General features: G+C 68.6%; 9 protein-coding genes. 4 read left to right on the forward strand and 5 right to left on the reverse strand.

The features are described from left to right. Window positions 1-36: 36 nt before the first annotated feature. Window positions 37-816 (reverse strand): TatD family hydrolase, encoded by a 780-nt coding sequence (locus tag E4487_RS06395; RefSeq protein WP_175252968.1) that lies wholly within the window; start codon window positions 814-816, stop codon window positions 37-39. 81 nt (window positions 817-897) lie between these two features. Beyond that, complete coding sequence (gene cra, locus E4487_RS06400) at window positions 898-1,884, reverse strand: catabolite repressor/activator (RefSeq protein WP_175252969.1); 987 nt, start codon at window positions 1,882-1,884, stop codon at window positions 898-900. 179 nt (window positions 1,885-2,063) lie between these two features. On the opposite strand from cra, the gene ptsP reads away from it, so the two are divergent. The 4 genes from ptsP (at window position 2,064) to E4487_RS06420 (ending at window position 9,907) form a co-directional block, all read left to right on the forward strand. After that, entirely contained in the window at window positions 2,064-4,925 is a 2,862-nt protein-coding gene (gene ptsP / locus E4487_RS06405; RefSeq protein WP_175252970.1) for a phosphoenolpyruvate--protein phosphotransferase, read from the forward strand. Next, window positions 4,925-5,845 (forward strand): 1-phosphofructokinase, encoded by a 921-nt coding sequence (gene pfkB, locus E4487_RS06410; RefSeq protein ID WP_150608090.1) that lies wholly within the window; start codon window positions 4,925-4,927, stop codon window positions 5,843-5,845. Before ptsP ends, pfkB begins: the two co-directional genes overlap by 1 nt. Before the next feature lie 12 nt (window positions 5,846-5,857). After that, window positions 5,858-7,585 (forward strand): fructose-specific PTS transporter subunit EIIC, encoded by a 1,728-nt coding sequence (locus E4487_RS06415; RefSeq protein WP_175252971.1) that lies wholly within the window; start codon window positions 5,858-5,860, stop codon window positions 7,583-7,585. A 147-nt stretch (window positions 7,586-7,732) separates the two neighbouring features. Further along, window positions 7,733-9,907: a hypothetical protein gene (locus tag E4487_RS06420; RefSeq protein ID WP_175252972.1), complete on the forward strand. Its 2,175-nt coding sequence runs from the start codon at window positions 7,733-7,735 to the stop codon at window positions 9,905-9,907. A gap of 145 nt (window positions 9,908-10,052) precedes the next feature. On the opposite strand, the gene cobB is transcribed toward E4487_RS06420, so the two are convergent. The 3 genes from cobB to E4487_RS06435 form a co-directional block, all read right to left on the reverse strand. After that, the gene (gene cobB, locus E4487_RS06425; RefSeq protein ID WP_152487889.1) at window positions 10,053-10,760 is read right to left on the reverse strand and encodes a Sir2 family NAD+-dependent deacetylase; all 708 of its coding nucleotides are present in this window, start codon (window positions 10,758-10,760) and stop codon (window positions 10,053-10,055) included. Window positions 10,761-10,914: 154 nt separating this feature from the next. Further along, window positions 10,915-11,622 (reverse strand): response regulator, encoded by a 708-nt coding sequence (locus E4487_RS06430; RefSeq protein ID WP_051800504.1) that lies wholly within the window; start codon window positions 11,620-11,622, stop codon window positions 10,915-10,917. Further along, the gene (locus tag E4487_RS06435) at window positions 11,597-14,992 is read right to left on the reverse strand and encodes an ATP-binding protein (protein ID WP_175252973.1); all 3,396 of its coding nucleotides are present in this window, start codon (window positions 14,990-14,992) and stop codon (window positions 11,597-11,599) included. The genes E4487_RS06430 and E4487_RS06435 overlap by 26 nt, the downstream gene beginning before the upstream one ends. Window positions 14,993-15,327 lie beyond the last annotated feature (335 nt).

Below are 15,327 nucleotides of genomic sequence, written 5' to 3' on the forward strand. Positions count from 1 at the left end.
CTTGAGTCGCCCTGATCGCGGCTCAAGCCTGGTGGCCTAGCCCCAGCCGAACAGCGCCTCCGCATTGCGGCTGCTGGCCGCCGCCAGCGCCTCGGCCGACATGCCACGCAATGTCGCCAGCTCGTTGCAGATTTCCGCAAGGTGCTCCGGGCTGTTGCGCTGGTTGGCGTGCATGGAGGGCGCCATGTCCGGCGCGTCGGTCTCCAGCACGATGGCCTCCAGCGGCAGCCCGGCCACGACCTTGCGCAGGCGATTGGCCTGCGGCCAGGTCGCCGCGCCGCCCAGGCCCAGGCGAAAACCCAGCCTGATGTATTCGCGTGCTTCCTCGGCGCTGCCGGCAAAGGCGTGGATGATGCCGCCACGCGCCGGACGCAGGCGCTTGAGCGTGGCGATGGTCGCTGCGTGCGCACGGCGTACGTGCAACAGGACGGGTAACTCGAACTCGATTGCCAGGTGCAACTGGGCTTCGAACAGGGCCTGCTGGCGCTGGCGATCGAGGTGGTCCAGGTAGTAGTCCAGGCCGAACTCGCCAACGGCGCACAGCCTGGGGTGGCCGATCAGCCTGTCCAGCCAGGCGCGCAGCTCGCCCAGGTGCTCAGGGCGGTGCTCGTCCAGATACACCGGGTGCAGGCCGAATGCGGCGTACAAGCCTTCGTTCGACTCGACCAGCTGCCACAGGCGCTGCCAGTTGCTCTGGTACACCCCGAGGACGACCACGCGCTGTACGCCCAGGGCCTGGCTGCGTGCGAGCACCTCGGCGCGGTCGGCGTCGAAGTCCGGGAAGTCGAGGTGGGTGTGGGTATCGATCAGGCGCATCGTTCACTCAGGGTCGACCATTTTCGACCAGGTTGCCAGTACCGGGGCGAGCCGCCGCCCCATCGGGATTGCCAGCGGGGGTCAGATACGCGCCTTGAAGCTGCGTCCGATGGCCTCGATGCCGGGCTGATAGTCGTCCTGTTCCACGGCCCGTAGGGCCCAGCTCAGCACGCGCTCGGCGATGCGCTCGTGCTGCTGGCTCATCGCATTGACCCGCAGCGGCAGGAAGTCCAGCAACTGGGTGTCACCGAAGGTCGCCAGGCGTATCGCCGGCTGCTGCTCGCCGTGTCGCTCGCGCAGGGCGTCGAACACGCCTTCGAGCAGGACGTAGGCGGTGCTCAGCAGGGCGTCGGGCGGGCCGGCGTCGGCCAATAGCGCCTGCATCTGGCGGTAGCCGCAGGCCCGGCTGAACAGCTCGCCGTGGTACACGCTGACGCGCCCGTCGAAGCCGGCCAGCGCGGCATGGAAGCCCCGTTCGCGCGCCTGGCTGATGACCAGTTCCGGGCGGGCACCGAGCAGAGCGATATGCCGGGGGCGGGGCGTCAGCAGGCTGGCGGTCAGGGTGCGTCCGGCCTGTTCGTCATCGCTGACCACCGAGCGGATATGCCGGGGTGACAGCGCGCGGTCCACCGCGATCACCGGCAGGCCGGAGGCGACGATCGACGGATACAGCGGGTCGTCCGGCGGCAGGCAACTGGCGACGATCAAGGCGTCGCAGCGGCGCGAGCGAAACAGCTCGAGCAGTTGGCGCTCGCTGTCCGCGGCGTCGTCGGAGCTGGCGATCAGCAGCTGATAGCCGGCGGCGCGCGCCTTCTGCTCGAGCAGCTTGGCCAGGCGCGCATAACTGGGATTCTCCAGGTCAGGCAGGATGAAGCCCAGGCAGCGACTCTGCCCCCTGCGCAGGCTGGCGGCCTGCTGGTCGGGTCGATAGCCATGTTCCTCCACCACCGCCAGCACGCGCGCCACGGTCGCGGGGCTGATGCGCCGGCGTTCGGCCTGGCCGTTGATCACGTAGCTGGCGGTGGTGACCGAGACCTGGGCCAGGCGGGCGATGTCGCTGAGTTTCACGGGCGCACCCTGTAGAGATGAGGTTTCGGCTGTGCGAGCGCGGCGAGTCTACACCGTCCCGGCGACGACCGGGCTTCAAGGATGCCCCGTTATCGGCTAAGGTGCCGGAATGTGGTGAATCGTTTCAGCAGTCTAGTTCACCTGCTCGTCTTAGCCAGAACAATAAGTCGGAGACTCCCATGCTCGAACTCGATGCCAGTCAGATCCAGATGGGCCGGGCCGCGGCGAACAAGGATGAAGCCCTGGCCATGCTTGCCGATGCATTGGCCAGCGCTGGCCTGGCCACAGCGGCTTATCTCGACGGTTTGCAGGCACGCGAGCACCAGGGCTCGACCTTTCTGGGGCAGGGCATCGCCATTCCCCACGGCACGCCGCAGACACGCGACCAGGTGCTGCGCACGGGGGTCAGCCTGATTCAGTTTCCGGCGGGTGTGGATTGGGGTGACGGGCAACGGGTGTACCTGGCCATCGCGATTGCCGCCCAGTCCGACGAGCACCTGCATCTGTTGCAACTGCTGACCCGTGCCCTGGGCGAAGGGGACCTGAGCCAGGCCTTGCGTGAGGCGGGTGAAGCCACGCAGATCCTCGAACTGTTGCAGGGCGCGCCGCAGGCGCTGGCCCTGGATGGCCAGCTGGTGGCGTTGGGGCAGGCGGCCGAAGACTTCGACGAGTTGCTCTGGCAGGGTGCCCGCCTGTTGCGCCAGGCCGGTTGCGCGCGCACGGGCTTTGCGCTCGGCCTGGCGCGTGGCGAGCCGTTGCCGCTGGGTGACGGCCTGTGGTGGCTGCACAGCGAGGCCAGTGTCGAGCGGCCGGGCCTGGCGTTCGTCACCCCGGCGCAGCCGCTGACCTTTCGTGGCGAGGCGCTGCGCGGCCTGTTCTGCCTGGCCAGCCAGGGTGAAGCGCATCGGCAGGCGCTGGAGCGGCTCTGCGATGTGCTGATCGGCGGTCGCGCGGCGGCGTTCAGCGAGGCCAGCGACAGCCGCCAGGTGATCGAGGCGCTGGGTGGCGAGGTGGCGCCGGACTGGCCCAGCCTCAGCGTGCCGCTGCTCAATGCCCACGGCCTGCATGCACGACCGGCCAAGGCCTTGAGCGAGCTGGCGCAGGGTTTTGCCGGCGAGATCCGTGTGCGCCTGCTCGGTGACGGCGCTGCAGGCGTCTCGGCCAAGAGCCTCAGCCGGCTGCTGGCGCTGGGGGCGCGTCGCGGGCAGATGCTGGAGTTCAGCGCCGAGCCGGCGATTGCCGAAGCGGCGTTGCCGGCGCTACGTGCGGCATTGCAAAGCGGCCTCGGTGAAACGGTCGAACCGCTGAGCGAGGCGCTGCCGGAGGTGGCCGCGCAGCTGCAACCGGTCGCGCCGGTCGCGCCTGTCGCCGGCGCTCGCCTGCTGGCGGTTGGTGCCTCGCCCGGTATCGCCATCGGGCCGGCGTTGGTGCGCACGCCTCCGACCTTTCATTTCGCCGAACAGGGGCAGGGCATCGAGCCTGAGCGGGCGCGCCTCGAGCAGGCCCTGGCCGTCGTCTCGGCGCAGATTCAGCGCCTGGTCGACGGCGCGGGCGTGGCCAGCATCCGGGAGATATTCAGTGCGCACCTGGCCATGCTTGGTGACCCGGCACTGCGTGAGGATGTCGAGGCACGCCTGGGGCAGGGCGCCAGTGCCGAAGCCGCCTGGCAGGTCGAGGTCGAGGCGACGGCCAGGCGTCAGGAAGCCTTGCATGATGCGCTGCTGGCCGAACGCGCGGCCGACCTGCGCGACATCGGCAATAGGGTGCTGGCGCAGCTGTGTGGCGTGGCGCTGCCCAGCGAGCCGGACGAACCCTACATTCTGGTAATGGCCGAGGTGGTGCCGTCCGATGTCGCCGGGCTCGATCGTCGACGCGTTGCCGGCATTCTCACCGCGCGCGGTGGGGCGACGGCGCACAGCGCGATCATCGCCCGCGCCCTGGGCATTCCTGCGCTGGTCGGCGCCGGCGACGGCGTGCTGCAGTTGGCGCAGGGTACGCCGCTGCTGCTCGATGGCGACAGCGGCGTGCTGCGGGTGGCGCCGGATGCGCGCGAGCGTGACCAGGCGCTGCATGAACGCGAGGCTGCGCAGCGCCGCCAGGAGCAGGCGCATGCCCGGCGCTTCGACACGGCGCAGACCCGTGACGGCGTGCGAGTCGAGGTGGCGGCCAACATCGGTGCCAGCGGGGAAACCGCCGACGCGGTGGAGCTGGGCGCGGAGGCCGTGGGCCTGCTGCGCACCGAACTGGTGTTCATGGAACATGCCCAGGCGCCGGACCAGGCCGCGCAGCAAGCCGAGTACCGCCGCGTGCTCGACGCGTTGGCTGGCCGCCCGCTGGTGGTGCGCACGCTGGACGTCGGCGGCGACAAACCCTTGCCGTACTGGCCGATGCCCGCCGAGGAAAACCCCTTCCTCGGCGTACGCGGCATTCGCCTCAGCCTGCAGCGCCCGGACATCCTCGAAACCCAGCTGCGCGCCTTGCTCGCCTCGGCCGACGGTCGTCCGCTGCGGATCATGTTCCCCATGGTCGGCGCGGTGGAGGAGTGGCGCGCGGCGCGTGACCTGGTGCAGCGCCTGCGCGAAGAGATCGAGGTGCGCGACCTGCAGCTCGGCATCATGATCGAAGTGCCCTCGGCTGCGCTGCTGGCGCCGGTGCTGGCGCGCGAGGTGGACTTCTTCAGTATCGGCACCAATGACCTGACCCAGTACTGCCTGGCCATCGACCGCGGTCATCCGCAGCTGTCGGCGCAGGCCGATGGTCTGCACCCGGCGGTGCTGCGCCTGATCGAGATGACTGTCACGGCAGCCCATGCCCAGGGCAAGTGGGTCGGCGTCTGTGGCGAGCTGGCCAGCGATCGCCTGGCCGTGCCCCTGCTGATCGGCCTGGGGGTGGACGAGCTGAGCGTGACGCCGCGCTCCATCGCCCTGGTCAAGGCGCGGGTGCGCGAGGTCGACAGCCGCCAGGCTCGTACCCTGGTCGATCGCGCCCTGGCGCTGGACAGTGCCAGCGCCGTGCGCGCGCTGGTCGCGGAGATGCACTGATGGCACGAATCCTGACCCTGACCCTGAATCCGGCGCTGGACCTGACCCTGCGCCTGCCGAGCCTGCAGCCCGGCGCGATCAACCGTTGTGACGAGCTGCGCAGTCATGCCGCCGGCAAGGGCCTCAACGTCGCCCAGGTGCTCGCCGACCTGGGCCACAGCCTGAGCGTCAGCGGCTTTCTGGGCCGTGCCAATGCGGCGCCGTTCGAGCGCCTGATGCAGGCGCGCGGCTTTCATGACCTGTTCGTCCGCGTGCCGGGCGAGACGCGCAGCAACATCAAGCTGGCCGAGGCCGATGGCCGCATCACCGACCTCAATGGCCCTGGGCCGCAGGTCGAGGCGGAGCACCTGCAGCGCCTGGAGGAGGAGCTGCAGCCGCTGCTCGCCGGGCACGACGCCGTGGTGGTCGCCGGTAGCCTGCCGCGTGGCGTCACCACGCAGTGGTTCGCCAGCCTGCTGCGACGGATCAAGGCCAGTGGCGTACCGCTGGTGGTGGACAGCAGCGGCGCGGCCCTGCACGCGGCCCTCGGCGTCGTGCCGTGGCTGATCAAGCCCAACGAGGAAGAACTGCGCGAGGCCTGCGGCAACGACCTGCCAGCGGCCATCACGCGCCTGCGCGGGCAGGGCATCGAGCATGTGCTGCTCTCGCGTGGCGCCGACGGCGTCGAATGGCACGGGCCGGGTATCGCCCTGCGTGCCGTGCCGCCGCGCGTCGAGGTGGCCAGCACCGTCGGTGCCGGCGACTCGCTGCTGGCGGCCAGCCTGCATGGCCTGCTGCAAGGCTGGCCCGCCGAGCGCACGCTGCGCCTGGCCACGGCAGTGGCGGCGCAGGCGGTCACCCAGATCGGCTTCGGTATCCATGATCGCGAGCAACTGGCCCGCTTCGAAGCGGCCGTGCAACTGCACCGTCCAGAACAATAAGAGGCACCCACCATGAATCTGCTGATCGTCACTGCCTGCCCCAATGGCCAGGTCACCAGCGTGCTGTGCTCGCGTCTGTTGCAAGCGGCTGCCGAACGCCTGGGCTGGCAAACCCGCGTCGAGGTGCACGACGCCCGCGCCATTGGCTCGCCGCTCAGTGCGGCGGACATCGCCGCCGCTGACTGGGTGCTGGTGGTTCGGACCGGCGATCTGCCGTTGCAGCGCTTCGCTGGCAAACGCCTGTTGCAGGCCTCGCCGGCCGAGGCGCTGGCCGACCCGCAGCGCTTCCTGCGTGAGGCGGCCGAGCGCGCCGAGCCCTATCAGGCTACGGCCGAGCCGTCGACCGCTGGCACGCGCCGGTTGGTCGCCATCACCGCCTGCCCGACCGGGGTGGCGCACACCTTCATGGCCGCCGAGGCGCTGCAGCAGGCGGCGACGCGTGCGGGTATCGAGCTGCAGGTGGAGACCCGTGGCTCGGTCGGTGCGCGCAACCTGCTCGACGAGGCCGCCATCGCCGCTGCCGACGCGGTGCTGCTGGCCACCGACATCGAGGTAGACACCAGCCGCTTCGCCGGCAAGAAGGTCTATCGCTGTGGCACCGGCGTGGCGCTGAAGCAGCCGCAACAGACGCTGGAACGGGCGCTGAACGAGGCCCGGCCACTGAGCGAGGTGGCGTCCGGCGAAGGCCAGGCCGCAGCCAGCCAGGGCGAGAAGAGCGGGCCCTACAAGCACCTGCTCACCGGTGTCTCCTACATGCTGCCGATGGTGGTGGCGGGTGGTCTGCTGATCGCCCTGTCGTTCGTCTTCGGTATCGAGGCCTTCAAGGAGGAGGGCACGTTCGCGGCAGCGCTGATGCAGATCGGTGGCGACGCCGCCTTCAAGCTGATGGTGCCGGTACTGGCCGGCTACATCGCCTATTCCATCGCCGATCGTCCGGGGCTGGCGCCGGGCATGATCGGCGGGCTGCTGGCCGGCTCGCTGGGCGCCGGTTTCATTGGCGGCATCGTCGCCGGGTTCATCGCCGGCTACAGCGCCAGGGCCATCGCCCGCTGGGTGCGTCTGCCGGAGAGCCTGGAAGCGCTCAAGCCGATCCTGATCATCCCGTTGCTGGCCAGCCTGGTGACCGGCCTGCTGATGATCTATGTCGTCGGCACGCCGGTGGCGGGTGTGCTGCAGTCGTTGACCCGTTTTCTCGACAGCATGGGCAGCACCAACGCCATTCTGCTCGGTGCGCTGCTCGGCGGGATGATGTGCGTGGACCTTGGCGGGCCGATCAACAAGGCGGCCTACGCCTTCTCCGTCGGCTTGCTGGCGTCGAGCAGCTACGCGCCGATGGCCGCGACCATGGCCGGGGGCATGGTGCCGCCGATCGCCATGGCCATCGCCACCGTGCTGGCGCGGCGCAAGTTCGCCCAGAGCGAGCGTCAGGCTGGCAAGGCGGCGGGCGTGCTGGGGCTGTGCTTCATCTCCGAGGGGGCGATTCCCTTCGCCGCCAGGGACCCGCTGCGGGTGATCCCTGCCAGCATCGCCGGCGGGGCGCTGACTGGCGCCCTGTCGATGTACTTCGGCTGCAAGCTGATGGCGCCGCACGGCGGCCTGTTCGTGCTGCTGATCCCCAACGCCATCAACCACGCCGCCTTGTACCTGCTGGCCATCGTCGCCGGCAGCCTGCTCACCGGCGTGCTCTATGCGCTGATCAAGCAGCCCGACGCGCAGCCGCTGGCGGTCGAGGCGCAATGAGTGCGTGCCGCTGAAGCTCGGGTACACTGGGCCGAACAGCGCCTGGGATGTAGGAGTCCAGGGCATGACCGTGCGCCCGTGCGTGGCGACGGGAGCATGCCGGACTGCTTGGCGCAGTCGCCCTCACCAAGAAAGGATCTTTTGTAGATGACTCAAGCTCTCGCGCATCGCTGGCGCTTCTTCCGGGCCGGCGGCTTCGATCAGGTGCAACTGGAAACCCCGGCGGATCTCGCCGCACTGCGTGGCCTGGACCAGAAGCTCTGGGCCAGCCTGGCCTGCCCGGTGAACAACCTGGAGCTGGATCGGCGCATGCTGGACTACATCGACCTGAACAAGGACGGTCGTATCCGCGCCCCGGAAATCCTCGACGTGGTGGACTGGACGCTGGCGCGTCTGCGCGATCCGGCCGTGCTGTTCGAGAACGGCCCGCTGCAACTTGCATCGCTCACCGATGACGCCGTGGGGGCGCGCCTGCGCCTGGCGGCGCAACGCCTGCTGGCGGTGCTGGGGCGCGCCGATGGCGACAGCCTGGTGCCGGCTGACACAGCCAACCTGGCGCAACTGTTCCCGCCGCACGAACCCAACGGCGACGGCCTGGTGCCGGCGACGCTGACCGATGACGCCGAGCTGAAGGCGGCCATCGCCGACATCATCGCCAGCCTGGGGGCGCAGACCGACCGCAGTGGCGAGGCCGCGATCGGCGCCGAGCAGATCGGCGAGTTCTTCGCGCAGGCGCGCCAGCTGCACGCCTGGCATGCGCGTGCGGCGGAGCAGGGACTGGACGCCTTCGGCGAGGGCACGGTCGCGGCGGTCGAGGCGCTGAGTGCCGTGCGCGCCAAGATCGACGACTACTTCACCCGCGTTGCCATGGCCGAGTTCGACCCGCGTGCCGCGGCGCTGATGAATGCCCAGGAAGCCGAGCTGGTGCGTCTGTCGTCGCTGTCCCTGGCGGATGCCGGCGAAGTCGCCGGCCTACCCCTGGCGGCGGTGCAGCACGGTGACGAGTTGCCACTGGACAAGGGCCTCAACCCGGCATGGCAAGGCGCGATCGGCGAGTTCCGCCAGCGCGTGGTGGTGCCGGTCTACGGCGAGCTGGAGCGCCTGTCGCGCGAGCAGTGGCAGCACCTGGTCGCGCTCTGCGGCAACTACCTGGCCTGGCAGGCCGAGACGCCCAAGGTGGCGATTGTCGAAGTGCTCAAGCGCGGGCGCATCCTCGAACTGGTGGAGCAGGACGCCGAAGCCCGCCTGCTGGCGCTGGTCGAGAAAGACAAGACCGTGGCCGAGGCGGCCGACGGGCTGGTCGAGCTGGACAAGCTGATTCGCCTGCGCCACGGCCTGATCACGCTGCTGCGCAACTTCGTGTCGTTGCAGAGTTTCTATGCCCGTCAGGACAAGGCCGTGTTCCAGGCCGGCACGCTGTACATCGACGGCAAGAGCTGCGACCTGGCGGTGGAGGTCGACAACATCGAGGCGCATGCCAAGGTGGCGGCGGCCAGCGACTGCTTCCTGCTCTACTGCGCCTGTACCCGTCGTGGCGAGCCGGTGCGAGGCAAGGAGGCGATGAATATCGTGGTGGCGGTCACCGCCGGTAGCGAGGGCGACCTGCAGGCCGGGCGCCATGGCCTGTTCTATGACCGCGACGGCAATGACTGGGACGCCAAGGTGGTCAAGGTGGTGCAGAGCGCCATCAGCATCCGCGAGGCCTTCTGGTCGCCCTATCGGCGCATCTCCAAGCTGGTCTCCGACCAGGTGCAGAAACTGGCGGCCAGCCGCGACGCCGACATGGTCAGCAAGACCGCTGCCAAGGTCGGTGAAACGGGGGCGCCGGCTGCTGCAACGCCGGCACCGGCATTCGACATCGCCAAGTTCGCCGGGATCTTCGCTGCCATCGGCCTGGCGGTCGGTGCCCTGGGTACGGCCCTGGCCGCAGTGGTGACCGGCATCCTGTCGCTGGCCTGGTGGCAGGTGCCGTTGCTGTTGCTGGGCGTGCTGCTGGCCATTTCCGGCCCGGCCATGTTGCTGGCCTGGTTCAAGCTGCGTCGGCGCAGCCTCGGGCCGATTCTCGATGCCAATGGCTGGGCGGTGAACGCCAAGGCGCGCATCAGCATTCCCTTCGGTACTGCGCTGACGCAAATGGCCGAGTTGCCCAAGGGCAGCGACCGTGCCCTGCGTGACCCCTACGCCGACAAACCGGTGGTCTGGCCCTGGGTGGTCCTGCTGCTGGTGCTGTTGGCTGGCGGCTACCATGCCTGGAACAGCGGCATGTTCAGCCCCACGGCCGCCGAAGCTCCGGCCGAAGTGGTCGCACCAGCACAGCAGTAACCGTAGGGCGGGTGCAACCCGCCGGTTTCGGCGTGGCGGGTTGCACCCGCCCTACGTCGCTGTCTGGTAATGCGCGTGCGTTTGTAGGAGCCGGCGATCCTGCGCGAGGCTGATCGCCAGCAAGCTGGCTCCTGCATGTCGACGCTCAGCCGGCCAGCTGCTCCGCGACCCAGCGGGGCAACTGCTCGGTCGCCAGGCCATAGCGCTTTTCGGCGAACAGCGAATGGCCCTGGCTGGGCTCCAGGTTGATCTCCAGCGTGTGGGCGCCTGCCCGCCGCGCCTGTTCGACGAAGCCGGCTGCCGGGTAGACATGACCGGAGGTGCCGATGCTGACGAACAGCTCGCAGCGCTCCAGCGCATCCTGGATGCGCTCCATCTGATAGGGCATCTCGCCGAACCAGACGATATCCGGGCGCAGCGTGCCCCTCAGGCCGCAGCAGGCACAGGCCTGGCTGACCGGCATGTCGCCGTCCAGCGGGAAGCGTCGCTGGCTGTTGCTGCACAGCATCGACTGCAGTTCGCCGTGCATGTGCAGCAGGCGCCGGGAGCCCGCGCGTTCGTGCAGGTTGTCGACGTTCTGCGTGACCAGCAGAAAATCACCCTGCCAGGCTGCCTCCAGTTCGGCCAGCGCCAGGTGCCCGGCGTTCGGCGCGATGGCCGGGTCGCGCAACTGGGCTCGGCGCAGGTCGTAGAAGCGCTGCACCAGCGCCGGGTCGCGCGCGAAGCCTTCGGGAGTCGCCACCTCTTCGATGCGATGGTCTTCCCACAGGCCGTCGCTGGCGCGGAAGGTGCGGATGCCGCTTTCGGCGGAGATACCGGCACCGGTGAGGATGACGAGGTTGGGGTGGGGCATGGCAGGCTCCGAAACAGGTGCGTTGCCATCACTCTAAGCCAATTCGGGATGCCGCAGCCTACGGACTTTCGCTCGTTCCGTAGGGCGGGTGAAACCCGGCTGTTCTGTAGTGGCGGGTTGCACCCGCCCTACTCAAGGATCAGCCGAGCGTGCGTCATGCGCGTTCGCTCATCGCCGCCAGGGCCACCGAGGCAGCGGCGGTGCGGGTCTCCACGCCGAGTTTCACGTAGACGTGTTCCAGGTGCTTGTTCACCGTCCGCGGGCTGAGGCCGAGGATGTCGCCGATATCGCGGTTGGTCTTGCCGCACGCCACCCAGCGCAGCACCTCCACCTCGCGCTCGGTGAGCTGGAAGCGTGCCGACAGGTGAGCGTGCGCCGGCGCATTGTCCAGGCTGAGGTCGACCGGTCTGGACGCGGCCCTGGCAGCCTGCAGGATGCGCGCGGTGCGCAGGTGCGAGGCGACCCGGGCGAGCACCTCGTCGGGGTTGATCGGCTTGGTCACGTAGTCGATGCCGCCGGCCTCGAAGCCCTGCACCACGTGTTCGCTGTCGGTCAGGGCGGTCATGAACAGCACCGGGATGTCGGCGCTGGCGGGATCGGCCTTGATCCGCCGACAGGTCTCGAAGCCATCCAGCCCCGGCATCATCGCATCGAGCAGGATCAGGTCGGGGCGCCGCCGCTGGATGCGCCCCAGCGCACTGCTGCCATCCAGTGCCACCAGCACCATGTAGCCCGCGTCGTCGAGGGCGTCGGAGATCAGCGCCAGGTTGTCCGGCGTGTCGTCGACGATGAGGATGATGCCGCGTTCGGCCGACAGGCTGGCAGGCAGACGCGACTCAGGCTGGTGGAGCGGCGCATTCATGTTCGGCCTCCTTCAGTTGGCGGTTGAATTCGTCGAGCTGGAAGTGCTTCACCAGGCTGCGCAGCGAGGCGGTGAAGCTGGCGCAGGCCGGGTTGCGCTGGTCGATGTCGTCCAGGCGCTGCTGGATGCCACGGATGTAGCCCAGCGCCCCCAGCTCGCGCAGTGCCTGCAGGTCGTCGCTGTCGGGCAGGGTCACGCGCTGCACGCTGGCGGGCCGCTCCTGGGTGCGATGCAGCCAGGTCAGGCCCAGCTGCTGCTGAATGCGTTCGAGCAGTTGCGGGGTGTACACCGGCTTGGCCAGGTAGTCGTTGCAGGCGGCTGCCACGCTGCGTTCGCGATCGTCGGTGAAGGCATTCGCGGAGATCACGATGATCGGCGCCTGGCACTGGGTGTTGCGCCGGATCAGGCGGCTGGTTTCCCAGCCGTCCAGCTGCGGCATGGACAGGTCCATGAGGATCAGCGCCGGATGCTGCAGGGCCACCTGGCGAATGGCTTCCTGGCCGCTGGCCGCCTGGATCACCTCGAAGCCCAGTGGCTCGAGCATGCCGGCGAGCACGCGGCGGTGTTCGAGGTGATCGTCCACCACCAGGATCAGCCGGCGCTCGCCCTGGTAGCCGATGATGTCGTGCTCCACGTGCACCACCGCCTGCGGCACGCGCACCTCGGAGAGGAACAGGCGCACCTGGAAGCGGGTGCCCTGGCCCGGTTCGCTGTCCACCGACAGCTCGCCGCCCATCAGCGCGGTGAGCATGCGGGTGATGGTCAGACCCAGGCCGACGCCATTGTCCTGGCGCATCAGGTCGCCGCGCTCGAAGGGCTGGAAGATGCGCTCGATCTGCTCCGGGGCGATGCCGACGCCGGTGTCGATGATCTCGAAGGTGGCGGTCTCGCGCATGTAGCCGACGCGCAGGCGCACCTCGCCGCGCTCGGTGAAGCGCACGGCGTTGCCCAGCAGGTTGATGAGGATCTGCCGCACACGTTTTTCGTCGCCGCGTACCACCGCCGGCATGCGGCCGATGCATTCGAGGCGAAAGCGCAGGCCTTTCTCGGCGGCTTGCGGGGTGAACATGCGTTCGAGCTGATCGATGAATTCGGGGAAGGGAATCTCCGCCAGCTCCAGGTGCAGTTTGCCGGCCTCGATCTTGGCTACGTCGAGCAGGCCGTCGATCAGCGACAGCAGGTGCGAGCCGCTGCGCAGGATGGTCGCCAGGGCGTCCTGGTGCTGGCTGGGCATGGCCGTGTCGCGCTGCAGGATCTGGGTGTAGCCGAGGATGCTGTTGAGTGGCGTGCGCAGTTCATGGGACAGGCCGGTGACGTAGCGGCTCTTCGCCGCGTTGGCGGATTCGGCTGCCTCCTTGGCCTGTTGCAGGGCTTCGTCGGTCTTGCGGTGCGCTTCGATCTCCTGCATCAGCAGCAGGGTCTGGCGGTCCGACTCTTCTTGCGCCACGCGGCGGCTCTCGCGGGTCAGCACCAGCCACCAGGCGAGCATGGCGGCGAATAGCGAAAGAGTGAGGAAGGCCTTGAGGAAGGCCTGGAACAGCGTCTGGCGTACCTCCGGTTCCTGCGTCAGCAGGCTCAGCGAGACCTGGCTGTAGATCAGCGCCAGGGCGCCGAACAGCATCAGCACCAGCAGACCGAGCAGGCCGAGGTACTGGGCCAGGCGGCTGTGCAGGCGCGGGATCGATGCACGCGGGAAGACCCAGCTGACGAAGTCGTCGAGCTGGTCGGCCAGGCGCGCACGGGGTTTGCAGCGATCATCGCAGCGCGCATCGAGCGAGCAGCACAGCGAGCAGATCGGTGCGCCGTAGGCCGGGCACAGCGCGGTGTCCGGCTCTTCGAAGCGGTTGTTGCACAGGCAGCACTGCACCTGGCCGGACTCGGCGTAGGGGTAGAGCAACTGTGGCTGACGCTCGCGGGCGATGTAGTAGCGGCCAGCGGTGAGCCAGGCCAGCAGCGGGGCGAGGAGGAAGGCCGAGCCCAGTGCCACGATTGGCGAGGCGGCCTGCGCCAGGGCGCCGAACAGGCCGCCGTGGGCCAGCACCGAGAGCAGCGAGGCGATCAGCATGGCGCCGACGCCCACCGGATTGATGTCGTAGAGGTGCGCGCGCTTGAACTCGATGTACTTCGGCGACAGGCCGAGCGGTTTGTTCACCACTAGGTCGGCGACCAGCGCGCCGATCCAGGCGATGGCGATGTTGGCGTAGAGGCCGAGCACTTCCTCGATCGCCTCGAACACGCCCAGCTCCATCAGCATCAGGGCGATGGCCACGTTGAACACCAGCCAGACCACGCGCCCCGGATGGCTGTGGGTGATCCGTGCGAAGAAGTTCGACCAGGCCAGCGAGCCGGCATAGGCATTGGTCAGGTTGATCTTGATCTGGCTGACGATGACGAACAGGACCATGGCGGCCAGCGCCCACTGCGGCGAGGCGAACACGTAGTTGAAGGCCACCAGGTACATCTGCGTGGGTTCGGCGGCGCGCTCCATGGGGATTTCATGCTGCAGGGCGAGAAACGCGAGGAAGGCCCCGGCGAGCATCTTCAGTGCACCGGGAATGATCCAGCCGGGGCCGGCGAGCAGCAGGGCGGTCCACCAGCGAGTACGATTGGCGCGGGTCTTTTCCGGGAGAAAACGCAGGTAGTCGACCTGTTCGCCGATCTGCGTCACCAGCGCCAGGGCCACGGTGCAGGCGGCGCCGAAGTGCAGCAGGTTGAAGCTGCCGGGTTCGCCTTCGCGCCCGGCGAAACTGGTCCAGTCCGACAGGGCATCGGGGTTCTTGGCGGCGACGAAGGCGTAGGGCAGCAGGAGCAGCAGCAGCCATACCGGCTGGCTCCACATCTGCAGGCGGCTGATCAGCGTTACGCCATAGGCCACCAGCGGGATGACGATGACCGAGCAGATGACGTAGGCCAGCGCCAGGGGAATGTTGAAGTACAGCTCCAGGGCCAGCGCCATGATCGCCGCTTCCAGGGCGAAGAACAGGAAGGTGAAGCTGGCGTAGATCAGCGAGGTGATGGTCGAGCCGATGTAGCCGAAGCCGGCACCACGGGTCAGCAGGTCCATGTCCAGGCCGTAGCGGGCCGCGTAGTAGCTGATCGGCAAGCCGGTGAGGAAGATCACCAGCGCGACCGCGAGCACGGCCCACAGGGTGTTGGTGAAGCCGTAGGAAAGGGCCAGGGCGCCACCGATGGCCTCCAGCGCGAGGAACGACACGGCGCCCAGTGCGGTGTTGGCGATGCGCAGCTCCGACCACTTGCGGAACGACCTGGGCGTGAAGCGCAGGGCGTAGTCCTCCATGGTCTCGTCGGCGACCCAGGAGTTGTAGTCGCGGCGAATCTTGATGATGCGCTGGGTGCCGGTCTGCTGCACGGGCGTCGTCCTGCTGGCGTTGTCTGATAGATCGTCCCTGTCGAGCGTTCCTGCAGGAGCCGGCTTGCCGGCGATCTGCATGACCAGGAAGGACGCATCGCCCGCAAGCGGGCTCCTACAGGCAGATCCCAGCAACTTCCATGCCCCGGTTCGGCGAGCCCTCTGCCGCGCGCGCGAGCTTCTGTCTGCCTGGTTTTTCTGCGCCCAGCTTGCACCAGGCTGGCGCGCGAGGCTGTACGTCAGATGACGTATGCCGTTACGTCATGCTGCGTATACCCCGCGTGCCGGGGCAAACGCATCCTTGCTGCGAAGCCGGCGTGGTTCGGCACGAATAA

This window comes from Pseudomonas sp. BMW13, assembly GCF_013357275.1.
Taxonomy (GTDB): domain Bacteria; phylum Pseudomonadota; class Gammaproteobacteria; order Pseudomonadales; family Pseudomonadaceae; genus Aquipseudomonas; species Aquipseudomonas khazarica.